The sequence below is a fragment of the Shewanella sp. LZH-2 genome (assembly GCF_016859145.1).
Taxonomy (GTDB): domain Bacteria; phylum Pseudomonadota; class Gammaproteobacteria; order Enterobacterales; family Shewanellaceae; genus Shewanella; species Shewanella xiamenensis.
The window spans coordinates 4,569,312-4,590,344 of record NZ_CP069350.1 but is presented as its reverse complement, the minus strand read 5'-3'; the positions used below and the strand labels follow the sequence as shown (position 1 = coordinate 4,590,344).

The following is a 21,033-nucleotide window of genomic DNA, read 5'->3' as shown; positions in this document are numbered from 1 at the left end:
AACATCTACATATTCAAAACATCTAAATGTTATTAGATGATTACAATCAATCACTGTCTTAATTTTTAGGCAGTATTCTCCAAAATACTCGTATTTATGTTAAGTCTTTTTGCTTAGTCGTAGGTTTACCGTTAGCATACAGGGCGTCTATTTCTTTATTTAAGATCATAAGCTACCAATGCTTCGCAAACTCTCACTCGCCGTATTAATTCCTGTGTGTATGCTGACACTTTATTTAGTGTTAGTGACTGCTGAGTATTTTTATGAGAGTGAACTGGTGCGTAAGGAGTTAGCTGATCGTCAAGTTAGTCAGATAAAACAGCAGCTTTTGCGTATGCAGGCTGTCGTTCAGTCAGCACAGGCATTGCAAGATATTGAGCGGATTGAGCAGGAAGTGTCTCTAGCAACCTTAGATATGAATGTGATGGTTTATATCTTGCTGGATGCGAACAGTCGGATCCGTTTTGCTAATCATACTGTTTGGCGCGATAGCAATGCGATAGAAGTGATTGATGGATATGATGTGCTTAGACATCATGCCGTAGTGCAATCAGGTCAGGCAAGTATTTCGGTCAATCCAGAAAGGTTATCAATTCAAGCTTATTATCCAGTTGACGCCCAGTATCCTGGGGCCACAGAGCTGCTTTATCTTGAATCTGATCTAGCCCCTTTGGTCACGAGAGCATCAAGCGAGTTACAACAGCGATTTATGCGTGTGTGGGGGCTTGGGGCGTTGCTGCTTATTGGCTTTACCTGCGTGTTATATTATCTGCTAATACGTCCACTGAAGCTGTTATGCAAATCGGCACAACATGTCGGCACATCGGCATTTTCTACTCAAGTACCTTGGAGTGCGTCCGAGATTTTATCCCTGCAAACAAACCTTCAATTGGTTCATGAGCGGTTAGCGCGAGCGGTTAAACAGCTTAATGATAGTGAACAGCGTTGGTTATTTGCCGTTGAAGGGTCGCGCAATGGTATTTGGGATTGGGATCTTCGTACTGGCGAAGTGTTTCTCTCCGACCGCTGGAAAGAAATGATAGGTTATCAACCCGATGAACTGGAAGGGGTATTCCAGACATGGGAAACACGTTTGCATCCCGAGGATAGACAGGCTGTATTGCATTGCTTGCAGGAATATGTGAGCGGAAAAACAAAAGAGTTTGAGAGTGTTCATCGCTTACAGCACCGCGAAGGGCATTATGTCTGGGTATTTGACCGTGGCATGTTAGTCGACTGGGACCATCTTGGTAGACCGACTCGGATGATAGGCATTCATGTCGATGTATCAGAGAGTGAGAGAAACCATGCTGCGATTGCGGAGTTAGTGAAGCAATCGGCAGGTGGTCATCGGATGCTTCCTGAAGTATTTATGGCGCAATTGTCACATTACCTGACTCAACGTAATAGTTCTGGCCAATGGGGAGCATTATTATTCGTTAATGTCGATACCTTAGGCATTAGCGAGGCATTATCATCCCACGAACTTGAGCGTTTACTGTCGCAGCTAAGTGCAAGGCTCTCGAGTTACTTTACAGAGAACATTGTCGTTGCTCATATTGAACTTGGTCATTTTGCTCTTTTAATTAAGGAGTTGGCCGTTGATGCTGAGATTGCAGGGCGTCGAGCATTAGCTTTGGCAACCGAGTTAAGACAAATTACGATTCGCCCTTTCCATTATGGAGAGTCTCATTTTAGTTTGAGTGCCAACGTGGGTATTTGTTTATTAGATCCCGTCGATACTCTCACTCCAGAACTCGTGGTTCAGCGTGCGCAACTCGCAATGAAGTGTGCTCTGTCACTGGAGCATGAGGGATGCGCGTTTTATCATCCAGAGTTAGCGTCTGCTGTTGATCCTGAATCGTCATTAATCAGTGCATTGCAACATGCGATTACTGACAATCAACTCTCTTTGATGTTCCAGCCTGTTGTTGATAGGCAAGGCAAAATTGTTTCTGCAGAGGTTTTATCTCGCTGGTATTTAACCAATGGTGAAATCGTGCCTGTAGCGCAGTTTATTCGCTTAGCTGAGCATAATGGATTAATCGCCGCGCTTGATTTAAATGTTGCCGATCGAGTTTGTCAGTTAGTCAAACAGTTTAAGCAACAAGGCATCATACTGCCGCGTATGACGTTGAATATAAGTACCTTATCTTTTTGCCAAGCTGATTTTGTAGATCAATTTATTACTTTAGTTCGTTCCTATGAGCTTGATGATAAGCAACTGGGGGTTGAACTTGCTGAGGGTATATTACTTACTGCTAACGCTTTTGTTGAGCCACGTATCCGACAGTTAACAGAGGCTGGTATTGCGATTACATTAGATAACTTTGGTGCTGGCCAGTGCGCCTTAAGTTGCCTACACCACTACCCGCTTACAGAGGTTAAGTTAGATTTGCATTGTGCTGCAAGCTTGCTGGTTGATGCCAGTTGGAGCCAAGCGCTTATCCAATCGATACAATCTTTTAAACTGCCGATAGTGGCGAAAGGTGTCGAATCTGTACAGCAACAGCAGCTATTTACAGCCTTAGGATGTACGCACTTTCAAGGCTACAATATCGCTCGAGCCTTGAGTTTTAATGATTTTATACAGCTTGCTTGTCCACGTCCCTTGTTGCGTAGCGTTTAAAAAAGTCGAGTACGTAATTGAGTGCTTGATTGCGATAGCTATCCTTCTCCATAAAAATTTCATGGGCAGCACCTGCAATCACTTTTAGTTGGCAATTAGAACTCACCGCAAGATTTTGTGCGGCATTGTCGACAATTTTATCCTCACCAGCTTGTAGGATCAGAATGGGTGTGCGGATATATGCCGTGGCCAAGACACAGGCATCGGCCGCATCTAAGGATTCAGTCAACCAGCGGTTAGTCGGTGAGCCTAATTGCAGCTTTGGCGCTGCATCGTACAATTCTCGGTAAGCTTGATAACGGCTCTGGCAATGGGTGAGATCATTGCCTTTAAAGGGAGCGGCCTTATAGTTTTGCCCGCTGAGAACATAGTTAGGCTCTCCACCGTTGAGGCTGGTATCGAGCTTACTGGCTAACCAACGGACAAACCCTTTAGGCATAGGTAACTTAATACCATACATGGGGGCTGAGAATGCCGCCGCGGTAAACACATCTGGATGTTGTTTGAGATACAAGGTGCCGATGGCGCCGCCCATGGAATGCCCGAGTAAGAACAGCGGTGAAGTGGCATGTTTAAGTACAACGCTTTGCATAAACAGGGCAAAGTCGTCGATATAGTCGTTGAACCGCCGCACATGGCCTTGATGGGGATTTGCCGTCATGCGGCTCGATAATCCCTGGCCGCGGTGATCAATGGCAAACACCGAATAGCCTTGCTGATACAAGTCAAATACCAATTCTTGATACTTTAAGTAGGACTCAACTCGGCCACTGCTGATAACTATGCTGGCATGGGCCTTGGGATGCTTGACCATCATGTAGGCCAAGGTTAATCCATCGGGGGTTTTGAGTGTGTCTTGGATAACGGTTTGCCAAAAGGCTTGCTGTTCAGAAGTATTTAAATCGTGTTCCGTTGAAAAAGCTACCTTGGAAAACTCTTTCATAGGAAAGTTTTGGGGCGTTTGGCTCATACTCTGTCGCACATCTCGGGCAAAAAGGTTTGCTAGAGTGTATCAGAGAACTGGGGCGGGCAGGAAAGGGAGCAGGAAAATACCCGCTCCCTTGGGATGAACTTAAATTGCGGCTTTTTGTGCTTCTATAAAGTCGTTTATCTGTTGCTCCAGCACTGACATAGGCACTGAACCATTTTCTAATACGGCGTCGTGGAAAGCGCGAATATCGAATTTGTCGCCTAAGGCTTGCTCGGCTTTCGCGCGTAGGCGTTTAATGGTGAGCTCACCAATCTTGTAGGAGAGTGCTTGCCCTGGCCAGGTAATGTAGCGGTCAATCTCAGTGGTCACATTGTGGAGCGATAACGCCGTGTTGCTCGCCATAAACTCGATGGCTTGTTCTCTACTCCAGCCTTGGGCGTGCATCCCCGTATCGACAACAAGGCGAGCGGCACGCCACATCTCGTAAGTGAGGCGTCCAAAATTACTGTAAGGGTCTTGATAGAATCCCGCTTCTAAGCCTAAGTATTCGCTATACAATCCCCAACCTTCACCAAAGGCCGAAATGTAGCCGTAGCGACGAAAATCAGGCAACGAGCTCAGTTCGGAGTTGAGTGAAATCTGCAGATGATGTCCGGGCACCGCTTCGTGTAGCGTTAGCGCTTCGAGTTCATAGAGCGGGCGCTTATCTAAGGCGTAGGTATTAACCCAGTAGTAACCCGGCTCGTCATCACGATTAGATCCTGAATAACGGCCTGAGGTGTATTTAGGGGCAATTTCGGCCGGCACTGGCGCGATACCATAGGGTTTTCGCGGCAATTTACCAAAATATTTGGGCAACATGGCATCGGCTTTTTTGGCAATAAAGGCCGCCTCTTTCAGGAGCTGATCAGCACTGGTGGTGTAAAACTGGGGATCGGTTCTTAAGAAATGTAAAAAATCGGCAAAGCTGCCTTTAAAGCCAACAGACTTAATGACTTTCTCCATTTCCTGGCGGATACGCTTAACTTCTTTTAAACCAAGTTCGTGCACTTCGGCCGAGGTCATATTTAAGGTCGTGTAGTAGCGAACGCGGTTCTCATAGAAGGCATCACCATCGGGTAAGCTGTTGGCGGCAATATTTTCCCGAGAGTTGGGCATATACTCCTGAGTCATAAAATCATAAAAAGCCTGATAGGTCGGGATTACATTTTGTTCGACTAAGATTCGGCCTTCTTGGGTGAGCTGTGCTTTTTGCGCCTCGGTAAAGTGGCTTGGATATTGAGTAAATGGCTTGAAATAACTGCTTTTCTCTACCGGTAAGATGTAAGCACTAATGCTGTTTTCAAATCCCTTGAGCGTGGCTTTAGGGGGCGTAATGCCTTCCTTTAAGCCTTGTTTTAACCAATGGGTTTGCTGGGCAAAATAGGTCGGTAGCGCTTTAAGCTTACCTAGGTAGTTTTGGTAATCCTCTAGGGTGTTGAAGCGCCCTTGTGCAATGGAAGATATATAGGCGTGGAAGCCGCTCTCTGCGGTGATTGGTAGGTAGTAATCCTTGTATTTATACAGGTCTACCTCATTTTGGATCTGATCCTCGAGGATTTGGGCGTTGATTTTATCTTCTTTACTCAGCTTGCTGCGATCCAGTGCTTTCAATTGGGCCAGAATGGCAATTTGTCCTTGATTGAGCTTGGCTAAGGCTTCTGGTGACAGATCTTGTAGTTTACCCGCAGCACTTTTGTCCCCCATTCCATAGGCCATTTCTGGGCTGGCACTGAGTTGGAGTTGCCAACTTTGATCCACAATCGCTTGCAGTGCTGGTGCCATAGTTTTGGCTGGCGCCTGCGCTGTAGTGATGGTTGTCGGTGTATGTTCGATAGGAGTTTGAGCTGTGCTACAGGCAGTTAGGGCGCAAATCAGTAAGCTTGGGGTAAAGAGTTTATGCATGATTTATCTCGGATATTTTCGTTGTTATTGAAGTCATTATGCCTGAGGTTTACCCCAGATTCTTGTACGCATATTAAGCAGAATTGTGACTGAATGTGAATTTAAATCCTGCCCTTAGCTAAGTGCCACCCAAGAATGCGTGTTAAACTTAGTGTCCGCCCTAGACCAAATAACAAAAGCATTGGCTGGGTAGTTCACATAGGGGTTAATTATGATCAATACATCCATTCCATTGGTGGATTTGCATCGTCACTTAGATGGTAACGTGCGAGTGAACACCATTTGGGAACTCGGACACCAACATGGCATTGCTTTGCCTGCCGATTCTTTAGAGACTCTCGCGCCATTTGTACAAATTCAGGGGAAAGAAACCAGCTTAGTCGCCTTCTTGAAGAAGCTTGACTGGATGGTGGCAGTTCTCGCTGATTTAGATGCGGTAAAACGTGTCGCCTATGAAAACGTGGCCGATGCGGCGTTATCTGGCCTTGATTATGCGGAGCTGCGTTTTAGCCCATATTACATGGCGATGAACCATAAACTACCGATTGAAGGTGTGGTTGAAGCGGTTATCGATGGGGTGAAAGCGGGCCTGAAAGATTACCAAGTTAAAATCAATCTTATCGGAATTATGTCGCGCTCTTTCGGCCAAGCCGCTTGTACTCAGGAGCTTGAAGGCTTACTCGCCCATAAACAACACTTAGTCGCGATGGATTTAGCTGGCGATGAGTTAGGTTTTCCTGGCGAGTTGTTTAATGAGCACTTTAAGCGAGTGCGAGACGCGGGCTTAGCGATTACCGCCCATGCGGGCGAAGCGGCGGGTTCGCAAAGTATGTGGCAAGCGATTCAGGAGTTGGGTGCGACACGTATCGGCCATGGGGTGAATGCGATTCACGATCCTAAGCTGATGGAATATCTCGCTAAACACCGTATCGGTATCGAATCTTGCCCTACCAGCAACCTACACACCTCGACAGTGTCTTCCTATGCTGAACATCCCTTCAGAACCTTTATGGATGCCGGTGTGTTGATAAGCCTGAACACCGATGATCCGGGTGTGAGTGCGATTGATATCAAGCATGAGTATCGCATTGCTAAGTCTGAACTGGGACTAAGTGATGCTGAGCTGGCTCAGGTGCAACGCAACGGGGTGGAAATGGCGTTTTTATCCGAGAGTGAGCGTAAGGCGCTGTATGCGGCTAAAGCTTAAGTAATCAGCTCTATTTCCCAATAAAAAATCCGACATTTGAGTCGGATTTTTTTATTGGAGATGTGTCAGTGTTAGATCACACGGGAGAACTGTTGTTGACGCGCTTTTTGACGGTAGTAAAGGTCGAAGCACATACAGATATTGCGGATCAACAGGCGGCCCGTTGGGCTGATGGTGATCTTTCTGTCGGCGATTTCAACTAACTTATCGTCGATAAAGGTTTGCAGTAGTTTTAAGTCTTCGGCGAAGTATTCCTCAAACTTAATACCCAGTTTGTCATCCATTTTTGCCATATCTAAATCGAAGTGGCAGATCAATTGTTTGATCACTACGCGGCGGATTTCGTCGTCACGGTTCAGGCTACAACCTTTCCACAGCGCATGGCCATCTTTGTCGATGGCTTCGTAGTAAGGGCGAATGTCCTTCTGGTTTTGCGCATAACAATCGCCGATTTGGCTGATTGAAGACACGCCCAGACCGAGCAGGTCGCATTCTTCTTGGGTGGTATAACCCTGGAAGTTACGGTGCAGTTTGCCTTCGCGTTGTAACTTAGCCAGCTCATCGTCAGGCTTAGCGAAGTGGTCCATGCCGATGTACTGATAACCCGCGCCGGTTAAGGTCTCGATCGTTTGATGCAACATCTCGAGTTTCTGTTTCGGCGATGGTAAATGTTCATCTTTGATCTTACGCTGCGCGGCAAAACGTGCAGGTAAGTGGGCATAGTTGAATACAGATAGACGGTCGGGCGACAGGTCTAACACGCGCTGCATGGTGGCGGCGAATGTTTCGGGTGTCTGGTGTGGCAGACCGTAAATTAAGTCGATATTGGTTGAGACGAATCCCATGGCCTTGGCTTTGGCCATTAAATCGAAAATAAATTGCTCGTCCTGCTCGCGGTTAACTGCGACTTGTACTTCTTTATTGAAGTCCTGCACCCCGATAGAAATACGGTTAAAGCCTGCTTCTTTTAAGGTATCGAGCATTGAAAGCTCAATCTCACGCGGGTCTACTTCGATCGAGAACTCACCTTCAGCGGCAAAGTTAAAGTTAGCCTTGATTAAGTCGGTTAACTTCAAAATTTGCTCTGGATTTAAGAAGGTTGGAGTGCCGCCGCCCCAGTGCATTTGGGTGACTGTGTAGTGCTTAAACAGCGGAGCACGCTTAATAATTTCGAGGCTTAAATACTCAATGTATTGATCGGCTTTGTGGGCGTGGCGAGTGATGACTTTATTACAGCCACAGTAGTAGCAAAGTTTGGCGCAGAAGGGGATGTGAATATACAGCGACAGTTTGTCACTCTTACTGTTTTCAATCGCCGTTAACAGGTTTTGTTCAGTGAATGAATCATCGAACTCTAGCGCCGTTGGATAAGAAGTATAACGGGGACCGCTGTAGTTATATTTTTCGATCATCGACTGATCCCAGCTTATCTGAGTGGGCTGCTTCAAGGCGTGTCCTCCGAGGGTAAATTAGCAACAAACGAAGTATGCAAGGTTCTTAGGTAAATAACCTTGATCTAGGTTGTAAAAATGATGTCTGCCATTTTAGAAGTTACGCAATATCTATGAAAAAAGAGCGTGTGTCTGTCGTTTTTTGGAGGTTTTGTGCACAGGCTCACGGGAAGTCGCACTCTATGTGATGAACGGATTTAAATTGATCGCCTCGAAACCGATCCAAATTTGGCTTCGAGGCGGAGTAAGCGTTTTTAGTGCGGTGCTTTTAGCTGATAAGTCGACAACTTTTTAGCATCTTCGTTAATACCTTCGGCAAGCTCAGCTTCAGATTTCATTCGTGTAAAATCGAGTTTCATTCGATCTTGCTTTGGCAGAGCTTGGCGGGCTTCCATAATCGGATGATTTTTAATTAACTCAAAATGTTGGAAGAGTGCAGGAAACTCTGGTGCGACTCGCTCGCTGAGGGATAAAATCTCAAACAAACGCCCAATCCTGACCACGCCTTCGGAGATTTCACAGCGGTCTTCAATCATGGCTGTCGCAATATAGCGGATATCTTCGAGTACTTGTGCTCGTTTGGCATTAGCAGCCACTTCGCGCTCGGCAAAAAGCGCTTGTTGACGGTGTTTTTGTTGCTTGAGTTTGAGGAGTAAAAAAGTGGCGTAGCTACTGAGGGCAACAATAATGATAAAACCAAGAACGATAAGAGTGGTAGACACGAGAACTCCTTGTTCAGAAAGCATAAAAACAAAACATAATCGTTTTGTTTTTATGCATATTCTAAGATTTAAAACTTATCTTGATAATCTTTTAGCAGTTCGGCACCGGATTCAAAGCGATCGAACAGGTCGTCATCTGAATCAGCTTTAGATTTCGCTGGCACTTCATCTTCTAGCTCATCGCTAATACCCAGTTTAATCATCAGGGCTTCAATCTTATTCAGCTGCTGATCTAACCATTTTTGATCGGCATCATTTAAGTTGCGACCTTCTTCTAGCATATCGAGCAACTGATTTAGTCTTGGATCTTCTTCCAGCTTCAGTAATTTTTGCTCGTCAGTTAACTTTGGCTGCTTAACCTTTGGCGTGGCTGACTTTTCTGTCGCGGTTGGCAACGTCAAAGCCACAGGTTTTTTACTGCCATGGCGAGGATCTTTGCTCTGTGCAGCCTTTTTCTGTGGTGCTTGAGCCTGGATCAGCGCTTCATTATGACGACTGCCAGACTTGTTACCCTTTTCTGCGCGCTTGCCTGTTACTTCAGCACGGTCCTGCTTTTTCACTCTTGGCTGTTGTTTGGGGCTATTCTCGCCGCCCTTGCGTGTTTTCTTGCTACGAGACATGATTTTCTCAATTATTTACATCGTATGGCCTAGCCGATACTGGATCGACTAAGTGCTAAATTCGGTCGGCTGTTATACCAGATTATGATGTTTTTTGCATCAAAACGAGGTCTTTCGCGGCAAATAATAGTTCAAAATCACTATTACTCGCTAGGTATTCAAAAGTTAGTCTTTGGTAAAAACTCACGTGAGTGAGATTGTTTTTATAATGCCACTTAGCAAAACCTTCTAAATCAATTAATAAAGGAGTACTAATTGCTAACCAGCCTCCTGGTTTAAGCAAGCGGGTCAGTAATCTCCATTCTTTGAAGGGATACTGAAAATGCTCAAATACTCGGTAGCAGCAAATAAAATCATACTCTTGCTTTAGAGGTTCATGGTCAGGAGCAAAGAAAGGGTCATATTGCTTGAAGGTGTGCCCCGCCGATTCAATGGTCGCCAGACTGGTTTGATCTAACACGCGTCCAAAATTTAAGCCCGTAAGGCTACCTTTTTGCTGCAGTTGTATTTGTGTCAGTAGCGGCAAAATAAATTGCGAGAGTTGGCGCTGTTTGGCGGCAATCCGCGAACGTCCATAGCGCTGTTTTTCTGCCGCAGGAGGAAGATGGCTATTTGCATCAGCAAAAGTGAGTCCGCATGTCTGGCAAATATAAAAACACCGTTTTTTGTCCTGTAGGAGCAACAGTGTTTGTGTGCTATGACAAAGGGGACATCTGCGCATTGAGTCAACTGATAAAAGATTAAGGCTTTGATTGTAACAATTATATTTGCAGAGTGCACTTTCTAGACAAAGTGCGTTTTGACTGAAAATCACAAAGAAAAAAGGCGGCAGTTAAACTGCCGCCTTACAAACAGTGCATTTTAGCACCCTATTCTGATTCCAAGTATCCGTACTTGCTATGCGACTTTCCCGGTCGGTATCCTTCTTTTTTTTACTGCTTTCCCTGCGTGTTTTTGTTAGCGGTCTTCCAGACTCTTAATTCTTTCCTGTCGCCATCCTGACCACAGTTTCCGTAGATGGTCTCAAGACACATCTTTTATAGCAGCGTCATCAATGACGTTAAATCAACCATCCTTGTTACTTGAAGTACCTTCCAGTGATAACAAGCTTCCAGCCAGTGCATCCAAAGCGATTAGCTTCCTTTGCTACAGTTTACATCATGTAAAACTGTGTCCTGATGGGGCAAGTTACCCTGAATGTAAGGCGTTTTGCTTTCGCAAATTGGCGTTATCGGCCGTCCCTTACAAAAATGTACTGACCTGGATTTCAAAGCGAAATCACTGCTCTTGTTATTATTAGAGAGTGGTCTTAGTTATATTGTTGTTATTGAGAGTCTTTATTCTTATATCTTGAATGTTAATTATACCGAAATCTGTAAGTTATTATTAATTTATTTGTACAAACAGATGGGTTTATCTCGGTACGGGGCTTATTAAACCCAAATCTGTGATCCATGTCAAGCATGAATCTTTATCAGTTTACGTTAACGTAAACTAGGCGGTGTAAAAAAAGGGTGACAACACACCCTTCTTTACATCGCTAAACCTTATTTCAGGCTAGCAAGATATTTAGATAGTGCATCGATATCACTGTCATTTAACTTCTTAGCGACATCTTGCATCATACCGTTTAGGTCATTGTGACGACCTGCATCACGGAACTTAGTCAGTTGGATCTTGATATAGTTAGCGTGTTGACCGGCTAATGCTGGGAAACCGGCTGATTCAGCCCCTTTACCATCTGGACCGTGACATGCCATACATGCAGTGATGCCGCGTGACACATCGCCACCTTTGTAAAGTTTTGCACCTAGCTCAGGAACATCTTTCACCTCAGCAACTTGGATTGCTTGAGTAGAGAAATATGCAGTAATGTCGAGAATATCTTGATCACTAAGAGGCATTGCCATACCACTCATGATAGGATCCATACGACCATCTTTACCGCCAGATTGTGCCGCACTACGGAAATCATGTAGTTGCTTTTGGAGGTATGTGGCGTGTTGGCCCGCAAGCTTAGGGTACATATCGATCATGCTGTTACCGTCCATACCGTGACAGGCAGAACAGACGATAATTTTAGTTTTTCCCGCTTCAGCATTACCTTCAGCAATCGCAGGTGAAGATATGGCGGCAACTACAACAGACAGCGCAAGAGCTAACTTTTTCATGGCGTTCCAACTTCTGGTTAAGATTATTATCCTGAGCTTACTAGGGTGACCCGCAAGCGTGGTAAAATATGTTTAATGTGATCGGGGTAATATTTTACACGAAAACGTGGAAAAGTAAGCAATTCTTCATAAATTATGGTATTGCGCAGTAAATATATTGGAGTAAATAGTGACTGAATCTCATATAGATTTTCGCAGGGCGAAGTTTTTAATCAGTGCACCAGACATTGCACATTTGGATCAATATCTGCCTGGCGATGTCGGTGTTGAGATTGCTTTTGCTGGTCGCTCAAATGCTGGAAAATCGAGTGCGCTCAATGCATTAACTGAGCAAAAAAACTTGGCTCGCACCAGTAAAACGCCTGGACGCACTCAACTGATTAACGTATTTGAGCTTGATGCACAGCGTAGATTAGTCGATTTACCGGGTTATGGTTTTGCCCAAGTGCCATTACCCATGAAGATTAAATGGCAACAATCTCTAGGCGAGTATTTACAGAAGCGTGCTTGTTTAAGTGGTGTTGTGGTTTTAATGGATATCCGTCATCCCCTAAAAGATCTGGATATGCAGATGATTGAATGGGCGGTGGCGAGTGAAATTCCGGTACTCGCATTACTGACTAAGTCAGATAAGCTGGCGCAAAGCGCGAAGATGAAGACAGTGAACGAAGTGCGTAAAGCGCTGGTTGAGTTTGGAGATTGGGTACAGGTTGAGCCTTTTTCTGCGCTCAAGGGCACGGGCAAACCTAAAGTGCTCAGTATCTTAAATGAATGGTGTCATCCGCAATGGTTGGCCGATGAGTTAGAAAACCAAGACGGCGCCGAGTAAGTCTTTTGCTTTATGGTCGGATGCCACAAGTGCATTCGGCCATCTTCTCCTGCGATATCCCGCTCTATCCCCTTATAAAACAATTGATTTTCAACTCTCAACCCTCAAGTTTCAGGCAAAAAAATAGCCGATAACAATAGTCACCGGCCAAAGTTTTAGCTCTTTTGGGGAGAAGCTAAATTCAACAAGACTCAAGCACCATCAAATTACCTTCAATGGTTCTCAATGACGACAGCATACATCGAATTTATCTTTTATTAAAGTAAATACTCTAAAATTTACTCGCCTTTGTTGAAATCATCCCTAGAGCGAAAAAAAAAGCAAAAAAAAGCCCCAGCAAACAAGTTGCTGGGGCGCCAGAATTTGGCTCGTCACTATAAGTGAAATAAAGGTCTGAAAGATAGAACATCTTAACCTCTGTACCCTACGCAGAGAATAATACGCTATTTATCTTTAAATGGAAAACAGTTTTTTTGAAAAAGTGATAATTGTGTGCGGTAGATCTCAAGTTTTAGGTGAAAAAATCAGCGATGTTTGATCTAAACTTTTCACAAAGAGTATCTAAACCACTGTTTTAGCTAAATAGACTGTATTTTTAGTACAGAATTGATCAATTCTTCAGGTTTAATGTTTTTACTCTATTTCGGGGATTGTTGTTGGTTGTATCCATCAGCGAACGATTGTTTAGGCTTGTGTGGAGTGTCTCGCGGATAGCAGGTTGTGCTTATGCCGGCGTTAAAGCAGCAAGAATTGAGGGGAGATTACATTTAGTAACAGAGAGTATTGTATAGGGTCGAATGCTATTTCCCGCTCTTGAAAGGGTTTAGCCATCAGGGTATTCGCTTGAGTAAACAACTTCTCCTCATCTTGTTCTCTGCGACGTCTATTTTAGAGGTACATAAAAGTCGCACCAAATACAAAGGCCCATCCTGTAATGAATGAGCCTTAGTAAGTGTTAGCAATGAGGTTCGAAGCTAAAGTCTACAGTTTAAATGCTAGTGGGCTTGATCCCAGTTATCACCAATGCCGGCTTCGGCTAGGAGTTCTACATCCAGATTGGCCGCTTTGGCCATGAGTTCACACACCTTGAGCTTGAGTTTTTCAGCTTTATCGGCATCGACTTCGAACACTAATTCGTCGTGCACTTGCATGATCATGGCGATTTCACCTTGGGTATCAGTTTTTATCCAATCGGCAATGCTGATCATGGCTTTTTTAATGATATCCGCGGCGGTGCCTTGCATTGGGGCGTTAATCGCGGCTCTTTCTGCTGCTTGGCGGCGCATTGCATTACGGTCGCGAATTTCGGGTAAATACAAACGGCGACCAAATAGCGTAGAGACATAGCCTAGCTCTGCTGCACTGGCTCGTGTTTCTTCCATATACCTTAATACGCCAGGATAGCGGGCGAAGTAAGTATCTATATAGGTTTGTGCCTCGTTGCGGGGGATGTCGAGCTGACGCGCCAATCCAAAGGCGGACATACCATAGATCAGGCCAAAGTTAACGGCTTTGGCGCGGCGACGCTGCTCCGAGGTTACGCTGTCAAAGTCGGTGCCAAATACTTCGGCGGCGGTGGCTCTGTGAATGTCTTTGCCTTCGGCGAAGGCTTTGAGCAAGCCTGCGTCTTGGGATAAATGCGCCATGATCCGCAATTCAATCTGCGAATAGTCGGCGGCTAAAATCTTACGTCCCTGCGGTGCAATAAAGGCTTGCCGAATACGACGACCTTCCTCGGTGCGGATAGGAATATTCTGTAGGTTTGGTTCGCTCGAGGATAAACGCCCCGTTGCGGCATTGGCCTGATGGTAGCTTGTGTGTACTCGGCCGGTTTTAGCGTTCACCATTAAAGGTAATTTATCGGTATAAGTGCTTTTTAACTTGGTCAGACTACGATGCTCAAGGATCACCTTAGGCAGAGGAAAATCTAATGCCAATTCGACCAGCACTTCTTCGGCGGTGGATGGCGCTCCCTTAGGCGTCTTTTTGATAACCGGATAACCCAGCTTTTCAAAAAACAGTACTTGGAGCTGTTTTGGTGAACTTAAATTGAATTTTTCACCTGCAATATCATAAGCTTTAGTTTCTAACTCATCGATTTTACGGGCAAGTTCATCACTCTGTTGACCAAGCAACATACTATCGATAAACACACCTTGGCGTTCAATATCGGACAGAATTTGGATCAGCGGCAGTTCAATATCGGTAAAAACTGAGGCTAATTCAGCTTCTTTTTCGAGTCTTGGCCACAGGTGTTGATGTAGGCGTAGCGTAATATCGGCATCTTCCGCCGCATAGGGAGCTGCTGTTTCCAACGGAATTTGGTTAAAGGTTAGCTGTTTAGCACCTTTACCTGCGATATCTTCAAAGGCGATATTTTTATGGCCCAGATATTTTAGCGCCAACCCATCCATATCATGGCGTGAGGCGATCGAGTTAAACACATAGGATTCGAGCATAGTGTCGAATACCACGCCTTGGAGTTTTATGCCTGCATTGGCTAATACGCTGATGTCATATTTCAGGTTTTGACCGACTTTTTTGATCTTGGCATCTTCGAGTAAGGGGCGAAGTTTTTCGAGTGCAGTTTGCTTATCTAATTGTTGAGGTGCGCCAACATAATCGTGGGCTAAAGGCAGATAAGCGGCTTTTCCTGCTTCCACTGCGAAGGACATGCCAACAAGTTCAGCAACCATATAGTCGAGGCTGGTGGTCTCGGTATCCACGGCCATTAATGGCGCTTGTTTGAGTTTGGCAATCCACTCATCAAGCTGAGCTTCGGTCAGAATCGTATCGTATTGGGTTTCAATCGTGACGCTGGGCGCTGATTCTTCTTGGGTTTCGGTCGTTTCGGCTTTTGCTGTGACCGTCGCTGGCGCCTTATTATCTAAGACTTCGGCAAGCCAGCGTTTAAACTCCATCTCGCCGTAGCATTTGATCAGTTCGTCTCGATCAGCAGGTTTGGCGGTGAGCTCATGCCAATCTTGTTCGAGTTCAACATCGGTTTTAATGGTGGCAAGCTCATAGGACAGTTTTAGCATGTCGGCATTGTCGATGATTTTCGCCGCCATGGTTTTTGCGCCCCTAAAGCCTAATTCGGTGACTTTTTCGGGCTCTGCAAGCAAATTGGCGACACTACCCGCCCCTGTGAGCATGGCTAATGCGGTTTTTTCGCCAACACCAGGTAAACCGGGAATGTTATCCGCCTTATCGCCCATCAGCGCTAAGAAATCGATAATTCTGTCTGGACCTACACCATATTTAGCCGCAACTTCTTCAGGGCCCATAATGGTATCTGTCATGGTGTTGATCAGCGTGATATTGTCATCAACCAGCTGCGCCATATCTTTATCGCCTGTACTGATGAGTACGGCGCGGTTTTCGCGGCTCGCTTGGCGAGCGATAGTGCCGATAACATCATCTGCCTCAACACCTGGGATAGAGATTAAGGGCAAGCCTAAGGCACGGATAATACGGTGCAGGGGTTCAATTTGTGAGCGCAGGTCATCCGGCATCGGTGGTCGATGCGCCTTGTATTCTTCATATAAGTCATTGCGGAAGGTTTTGCCTTTAGCGTCGAACACCACAGCGATATGACTAGGTTGATAACGGCTTAATAAGCTGCGGAGCATATTTACTACGCCATAAACTGCACCAGTAGCTTCGCCCTTTGAGTTTGTCAGGTGAGGAGGCGCATAATAGGCGCGATATAAATAAGAAGATCCATCCACAAGGACAAGTGGGTTATTGGCTATGGTCGGCATAAGTAATTTTCGTTTATCGATGACTTAGATGGCGCTAAGCATGCCACAGAAGTGGTATTTCAGCCATGGCAAATTGACTCTCAGCCTGTGGATAACTCTGTGAGTGAAAAAGTCAACTGTGAATAATGGCGATAATTACGGCTTGGTGCGATATTTTTAAGTTGTTGATTTTTATGTTTTTATAATATTTGTGTGAGTTCAATACTGTTTCTTGAAAAATCTTCCTGATTTGTGGATTTTTTATTGACTCCGTAAAATACCTAGAGGCTGGCTTAATTTTCACCGACCCTTAGATTCGACGAACTAAGTTAGCACGATTTTTAAGCAGATCAACCATTTTGTTTACAGTTTGTTAAAACCAAATGACATAAGAAGGATATTTATAATGAAAAAAATCGCAGTATTACTCAGTGGGTGCGGTGTTTTCGATGGAACAGAGATCCATGAATCGGTTTTAACGTTATTATCTCTATCGAAAGCTGGGGCTCAATATCAGTGTTTTGCTCCTGATATCAATCAGATGCATGTTGTTAATCACTTCACCGGCGAAGTAGACAAGTCGGCGACACGAAATGTGCTGGTTGAATCGGCGCGTATCGCCCGCGGCGAAGTAAAGGCAACGACTGAACTCGATATCAGCGACTTTGATGCGCTAGTTATCCCAGGCGGTTTTGGGGCGGCGAAAAATCTGTGTAACTTCGCCATTAATGGCAGTGAGTGTGAAGTGAATCCACTCGTTACTGATTTTATTAATGAATTTATTCTTGCGAAAAAGCCTGTCGGCTTTATTTGCATCGCACCTATGATGATCCCGCGTTTATATGGGCACGGCGCTAAGGGCACTATCGGTAATGATGTGGATACGGTGGCAGCCTTTAATCTGATGGGCGGCAATCATCAGGCGGCGACTGTGCATGATATCGTGGTGGATGAGGATAATAAGATTGTTAGTACGCCCGCTTATATGTTGGCGGGGAATATTGCTGAGGCACACTCTGGCATCGAGAAGCTGGTCGCCAAAGTGCTAGAACTAGCCAAGTAATTACGCCTAAACACAGCAGGGTAAACTCTAAGGCTTACCCTGCATTTGTATCTGAATATGGAAGAAATCGCGGTGAGTTAGCGAGTAGCTTTACTGCGACTATCAAGCCAGCCTTGGGCGAGACCTATCAATAGCCCACCAATATGGGCGCCATTCGCAACTGAAACACCTAAGAAATCCGTAAAGCCTAACACCAGCCAAATCAGCATAAATCCCATGTAGGATGGCGGTAAGCCTATACCCGCCTCTGGTCTACGTCGCCCCATGACCCAAGTGTAACCGGCGACCGCATATACTACGCCTGACAGCCCGCCAAAGTTGGGACCACTAACATAGTATTGGATGATATTGGGCAAAGTACCCGCGACCAGTAGCAGGATTAACAGCGGTGCAGTGCCTATACGAGTCTCGATTTTTCCACCCAAATACCACCACCAGAGCAAATTGAAGATGATATGCATGGCGGAAAAGTGCATCAGACTTGGGGTAAACACGCGCCAGAATTCACTAAAACTGGTGTCAGACACTGCGCCAAAATAGGAGAGTGCTTGGTAAACGGGGCTGGCGAAGCCTAAATTCATCGCAGCATAAATCAGTACACAGAGGCCGAAGATGATAAGAGTAACTGGGCCTGCGCCTGTGATAAATTGGGTAAAAAGCTGTAAAGAAGGGGCGCCATAGTCGAGCTTAGTATTGGTATCACCATGCTCCCATGAGGCTTGTAAGTATTTGTTATCGTAAGGATGAGCGATAAAATGGGCGAACTCTTTACGGGCTTGCTCGGCATCCTGATCGCGGATAACCAGAATAGCGACTCCCTGCGGCAATGGCTGAATTTGGCAGTCTATCTGTTCACCTTTGAGGTAATCGACAAAGGCCTGCGCGGCTCTGCTGTTGGGGAGTCTGCCAATCTCAATCATGCATTGGCCTCATGCCAAGCGCTAAAGCCACCATCTAGGCTATAAACGTCATCAAACCCTTGCTCACACAGATATTGAGCGGCATTTTGGCTGCTGATGCCATGGTAGCAAACCACCACTAAAGGACTGTCCATATCCGCTTGGCTAATAAAGTGCGCTAGATTCTCGTTATTCAAATTAAATGCGCCATCAATGTGGCCGTTGTTAAAGCTATGACCATCGCGAATATCGACGATTTGCACTGACTTTGACTCGGTCATTTGCACTAATTGATTCACGCTAAGGTGTTTAAAGGAAGACATAATAAAACCTGAAATAACTGAAAAAGGATAAGCGATGGGATAAGTGTGCAACATGGGGCTGCATGTGTACAGCCCCGTGACTGGCATAGCTAAGAGAATTAATCCCAGCTGAGGATGACTTTACCGGATTGGCCCGAGCCCATAGCGTCGAAGCCTTTTTGGAAATCATCAATCTTGTAGTGGTGCGTGATGATAGGCGAAATATCTAAGCCAGATTGGATCAAGCTTGCCATCTTGTACCAAGTTTCGAACATTTCACGGCCGTAAATGCCTTTGATGACCAGACCCTTGAAGATCACTTTGCTCCAATCAATCGCCATTTCACCACCCGGAATGCCGAGCATCGCGATTTTGCCGCCGTGGTTCATGGTATCTAACATGGCGTGGAAGGCAGAAGGTACGCCAGACATTTCTAGACCCACGTCAAATCCTTCGGTCATGCCGAGTTCTTTCATCACGTCTTTCAGGTTTTCCTGAGCCACGTTAACGGCGCGGGTAGCACCCATTTTACGGGCCAACTCTAAGCGGTATTCGTTAACGTCGGTGATCACTACATGGCGCGCACCTACGTGGCGACATACGGCCGCAGCCATAATTCCGATAGGACCCGCGCCAGTGATTAACACGTCTTCGCCCACTAAGTCGAACGACAGAGCTGTGTGCACGGCATTACCGAATGGATCGAAGATAGAGGCTAAATCGTCGCTGATATCATCGGGGATTTTGAAGGCGTTAAAGGCCGGGATAACCAAATATTCGGCAAATGAACCTTCGCGGTTTACACCCACACCTGAGGTGTTACGGCATAAATGGGTACGACCTGCGCGGCAGTTACGGCAGTGGCCGCAGGTGATATGGCCTTCGCCAGAAACGCGGTCACCAATGTTAAAGCCACGAACTTCTTGTCCGATATCAACCACTTCACCCACATACTCGTGACCTACCACCATAGGCACTGGAATGGTTTTTTGTGACCATTCGTCCCAGTTGTAGATGTGCATGTCGGTGCCACAAATGGCGGTCTTTTTAATCTTGATCAGTAGATCGTTATGGCCCATTTCAGGTTTAGGCGCATCGACTAACCAAATGCCTTTTTCGGCTTTTAACTTGCTTAGTGCTTTCATTTTGTAGGGTCCTAAATAATCGCCATTTCTTTAGCAATACGGGTAAAGGCTTCAATTGCTTTGTCGAGTTGCTCACGGGTGTGGGCTGCCGACATTTGAGTACGGATACGGGCTTGTCCCTTTGGCACGACTGGGAATGAGAAGCCGATAACGTAAATATGTTCTGCTAATAAGCGGTTAGCGAAATCGCTCGCCAATTTGGCATCGCCAATCATCACTGGGATAATTGCGTGGTCGGCACCACCTAAGGTAAAGCCTGCCGCTGACATTTTCTCGCGGAAGTAACGGCTGTTTTCCCATACCGCTTCACGCAGTGCTTGGCCCGATTTGAGCATCTCTAATACATGGATAGAGGCAGTTACAATCGAAGGCGCCAATGAGTTAGAGAATAGGTAAGGGCGAGAGCGTTGACGTAACCAGTCGATGACTTCTTTTTTACCTGAAGTGAAACCGCCCGATGCACCGCCTAAGGCTTTGCCTAAGGTGCCAGTGATAATATCGACTCGACCCATCACACCGCAGTGTTCGTGTGAACCACGGCCGTTTTGGCCAACAAAGCCCACGGCGTGTGAGTCGTCAACCATCACTAATGCACCGTATTTATCGGCTAAGTCACACACACCTTGCAGGTTGGCGATGACGCCGTCCATTGAGAATACGCCGTCGGTGGCGATCAAAATATTGCGCGCGCCAGCTGCTTTTGCAGCGATCAGTTGCGTCTCTAAATCCGCCATATCGTTGTTAGCGTAACGGAAACGTTTGGCCTTACATAAACGCACGCCATCGATGATAGAGGCATGGTTTAAGGCGTCGGAGATAATCGCATCTTCGGCATCTAACAGGGTTTCGAATAGGCCCGCGTTGGCGTCGAAGCAAGAAGAGTACAGAATCGTGTCTTCCATGCCGAGGAACTCACTCAAGCTGGCTTCGAGTTGCTTGTGGATGTCTTGGGTTCCACAAATAAAACGGACCGACGCCATACCAAAGCCATGACTGTCTAAGCCTTGCTGTGCGGCTTTGATGAGTTCAGGATGATTGGCTAGGCCTAGATAGTTGTTGGCACAAAAGTTAACAACTTCTTGGTTATTTACTTGAATGGCTGTCTGTTGCGGTGAGGCAATAACACGCTCGCTTTTATATAAACCTTCGGCTTTGATATCCGCAAGCTGTTGATTAATCTGTGCGTAGAATGAGGTAGAGGCCACCTGATATCTCCTTAGTTAACTTTATTCTGATTCTGGGAGTTGCGGCATTCTAACGCTAAACCCTATCGGCCTACAGCCTTTTTTTCATGCAGGTTAGCTAGATAAATTAGTTTAGGGCTAAAGGGGTTGTTACATTATAAAAACTAATGTGCAACATAGTCGGCATGTATGT

At 45.7% G+C, this 21,033-nt stretch carries 16 protein-coding genes; 4 read left to right on the top strand and 12 right to left on the bottom strand.

The genetic code is table 11. The annotated features are described in order from the left end of the window. Nucleotides 1-178: 178 nt before the first annotated feature. Complete coding sequence (locus JM642_RS20120) at nucleotides 179-2,629, top strand: EAL domain-containing protein (RefSeq protein WP_069453901.1); 2,451 nt, start codon at nucleotides 179-181, stop codon at nucleotides 2,627-2,629. On the opposite strand, the gene JM642_RS20115 is transcribed toward JM642_RS20120, so the two are convergent. Further along, nucleotides 2,586-3,599 (bottom strand): alpha/beta fold hydrolase, encoded by a 1,014-nt coding sequence (locus tag JM642_RS20115; protein WP_140907465.1) that lies wholly within the window; start codon nucleotides 3,597-3,599, stop codon nucleotides 2,586-2,588. The two genes, JM642_RS20120 and JM642_RS20115, sit on opposite strands and share 44 nt — an antisense overlap. Nucleotides 3,600-3,701: 102 nt before the next feature. After that, nucleotides 3,702-5,504, bottom strand: a complete 1,803-nt coding sequence (locus tag JM642_RS20110) for a DUF885 domain-containing protein (protein WP_203432450.1) — start codon at nucleotides 5,502-5,504, stop codon at nucleotides 3,702-3,704. Nucleotides 5,505-5,715: 211 nt separating this feature from the next. Between JM642_RS20110 and add the strand changes: the two genes are divergently transcribed. Next, nucleotides 5,716-6,711, top strand: a complete 996-nt coding sequence (add, locus tag JM642_RS20105) for an adenosine deaminase (RefSeq protein WP_011718822.1) — start codon at nucleotides 5,716-5,718, stop codon at nucleotides 6,709-6,711. A gap of 71 nt (nucleotides 6,712-6,782) precedes the next feature. Here the strand turns inward: add and hemN are convergent, their stop codons facing one another. From hemN to JM642_RS20080, 5 genes are all read right to left on the bottom strand, one after another. Further along, nucleotides 6,783-8,159 (bottom strand): oxygen-independent coproporphyrinogen III oxidase, encoded by a 1,377-nt coding sequence (gene hemN, locus JM642_RS20100; protein WP_080612454.1) that lies wholly within the window; start codon nucleotides 8,157-8,159, stop codon nucleotides 6,783-6,785. A 257-nt stretch (nucleotides 8,160-8,416) separates the two neighbouring features. Next, nucleotides 8,417-8,884, bottom strand: coding sequence for a DUF2489 domain-containing protein (locus tag JM642_RS20095; protein ID WP_037429860.1), 468 nt, complete (start codon nucleotides 8,882-8,884; stop codon nucleotides 8,417-8,419). Nucleotides 8,885-8,952: 68 nt separating this feature from the next. Next, a complete protein-coding gene (gene yihI / locus JM642_RS20090; RefSeq protein ID WP_069453907.1) occupies nucleotides 8,953-9,504 on the bottom strand; it encodes a Der GTPase-activating protein YihI in 552 nt (183 codons plus the stop codon). 82 nt (nucleotides 9,505-9,586) lie between these two features. Next, complete coding sequence (locus tag JM642_RS20085) at nucleotides 9,587-10,225, bottom strand: class I SAM-dependent methyltransferase (RefSeq protein WP_037429866.1); 639 nt, start codon at nucleotides 10,223-10,225, stop codon at nucleotides 9,587-9,589. Between the two features lie 826 nt (nucleotides 10,226-11,051). After that, nucleotides 11,052-11,675, bottom strand: coding sequence for a c-type cytochrome (locus tag JM642_RS20080; protein WP_037424071.1), 624 nt, complete (start codon nucleotides 11,673-11,675; stop codon nucleotides 11,052-11,054). A gap of 169 nt (nucleotides 11,676-11,844) precedes the next feature. Here JM642_RS20080 and yihA point away from each other — a divergent pair, with 169 nt between their 5' ends. Beyond that, nucleotides 11,845-12,504, top strand: a complete 660-nt coding sequence (yihA, locus tag JM642_RS20075; protein WP_203432449.1) for a ribosome biogenesis GTP-binding protein YihA/YsxC — start codon at nucleotides 11,845-11,847, stop codon at nucleotides 12,502-12,504. 995 nt (nucleotides 12,505-13,499) lie between these two features. Here yihA and polA read toward each other — a convergent pair. Beyond that, the gene (polA, locus tag JM642_RS20070) at nucleotides 13,500-16,268 is read right to left on the bottom strand and encodes a DNA polymerase I (RefSeq protein WP_203432448.1); all 2,769 of its coding nucleotides are present in this window, start codon (nucleotides 16,266-16,268) and stop codon (nucleotides 13,500-13,502) included. Between the two features lie 385 nt (nucleotides 16,269-16,653). Here polA and elbB point away from each other — a divergent pair, with 385 nt between their 5' ends. Then, nucleotides 16,654-17,310 (top strand): isoprenoid biosynthesis glyoxalase ElbB, encoded by a 657-nt coding sequence (elbB, locus tag JM642_RS20065; protein ID WP_037424062.1) that lies wholly within the window; start codon nucleotides 16,654-16,656, stop codon nucleotides 17,308-17,310. 77 nt (nucleotides 17,311-17,387) lie between these two features. Here elbB and glpG read toward each other — a convergent pair whose 3' ends face one another. From glpG to JM642_RS20045, 4 genes are all read right to left on the bottom strand, one after another. Further along, nucleotides 17,388-18,230 (bottom strand): rhomboid family intramembrane serine protease GlpG, encoded by an 843-nt coding sequence (gene glpG, locus JM642_RS20060; RefSeq protein WP_037424059.1) that lies wholly within the window; start codon nucleotides 18,228-18,230, stop codon nucleotides 17,388-17,390. Next, complete coding sequence (gene glpE, locus JM642_RS20055; RefSeq protein WP_188870879.1) at nucleotides 18,227-18,532, bottom strand: thiosulfate sulfurtransferase GlpE; 306 nt, start codon at nucleotides 18,530-18,532, stop codon at nucleotides 18,227-18,229. The genes glpG and glpE overlap by 4 nt, the downstream gene beginning before the upstream one ends. A 98-nt stretch (nucleotides 18,533-18,630) precedes the next feature. Beyond that, a complete protein-coding gene (tdh, locus tag JM642_RS20050) occupies nucleotides 18,631-19,656 on the bottom strand; it encodes an L-threonine 3-dehydrogenase (RefSeq protein ID WP_037429853.1) in 1,026 nt (341 codons plus the stop codon). A gap of 11 nt (nucleotides 19,657-19,667) precedes the next feature. Further along, nucleotides 19,668-20,861 carry a glycine C-acetyltransferase gene (locus JM642_RS20045; RefSeq protein WP_037424055.1) on the bottom strand — a complete coding sequence of 398 codons (1,194 nt, stop codon included), beginning with the start codon at nucleotides 20,859-20,861 and terminating at the stop codon, nucleotides 19,668-19,670. Nucleotides 20,862-21,033 lie beyond the last annotated feature (172 nt).

Coding starts and splice junctions, on each gene's coding strand:
- JM642_RS20120 (WP_069453901.1), top strand. CDS start 179: ATGCTTCGCAAACTCTCACTCGCCGTATTAATTCCTGTGTGTATGCTG.
- JM642_RS20115 (WP_140907465.1), bottom strand. CDS start 3,599: ATGAGCCAAACGCCCCAAAACTTTCCTATGAAAGAGTTTTCCAAGGTA.
- JM642_RS20110 (WP_203432450.1), bottom strand. CDS start 5,504: ATGCATAAACTCTTTACCCCAAGCTTACTGATTTGCGCCCTAACTGCC.
- add (WP_011718822.1), top strand. CDS start 5,716: ATGATCAATACATCCATTCCATTGGTGGATTTGCATCGTCACTTAGAT.
- yihI (WP_069453907.1), bottom strand. CDS start 9,504: ATGTCTCGTAGCAAGAAAACACGCAAGGGCGGCGAGAATAGCCCCAAA.
- JM642_RS20085 (WP_037429866.1), bottom strand. CDS start 10,225: ATGCGCAGATGTCCCCTTTGTCATAGCACACAAACACTGTTGCTCCTA.
- JM642_RS20080 (WP_037424071.1), bottom strand. CDS start 11,675: ATGAAAAAGTTAGCTCTTGCGCTGTCTGTTGTAGTTGCCGCCATATCT.
- polA (WP_203432448.1), bottom strand. CDS start 16,268: ATGCCGACCATAGCCAATAACCCACTTGTCCTTGTGGATGGATCTTCT.
- elbB (WP_037424062.1), top strand. CDS start 16,654: ATGAAAAAAATCGCAGTATTACTCAGTGGGTGCGGTGTTTTCGATGGA.
- glpG (WP_037424059.1), bottom strand. CDS start 18,230: ATGATTGAGATTGGCAGACTCCCCAACAGCAGAGCCGCGCAGGCCTTT.
- glpE (WP_188870879.1), bottom strand. CDS start 18,532: ATGTCTTCCTTTAAACACCTTAGCGTGAATCAATTAGTGCAAATGACC.
- tdh (WP_037429853.1), bottom strand. CDS start 19,656: ATGAAAGCACTAAGCAAGTTAAAAGCCGAAAAAGGCATTTGGTTAGTC.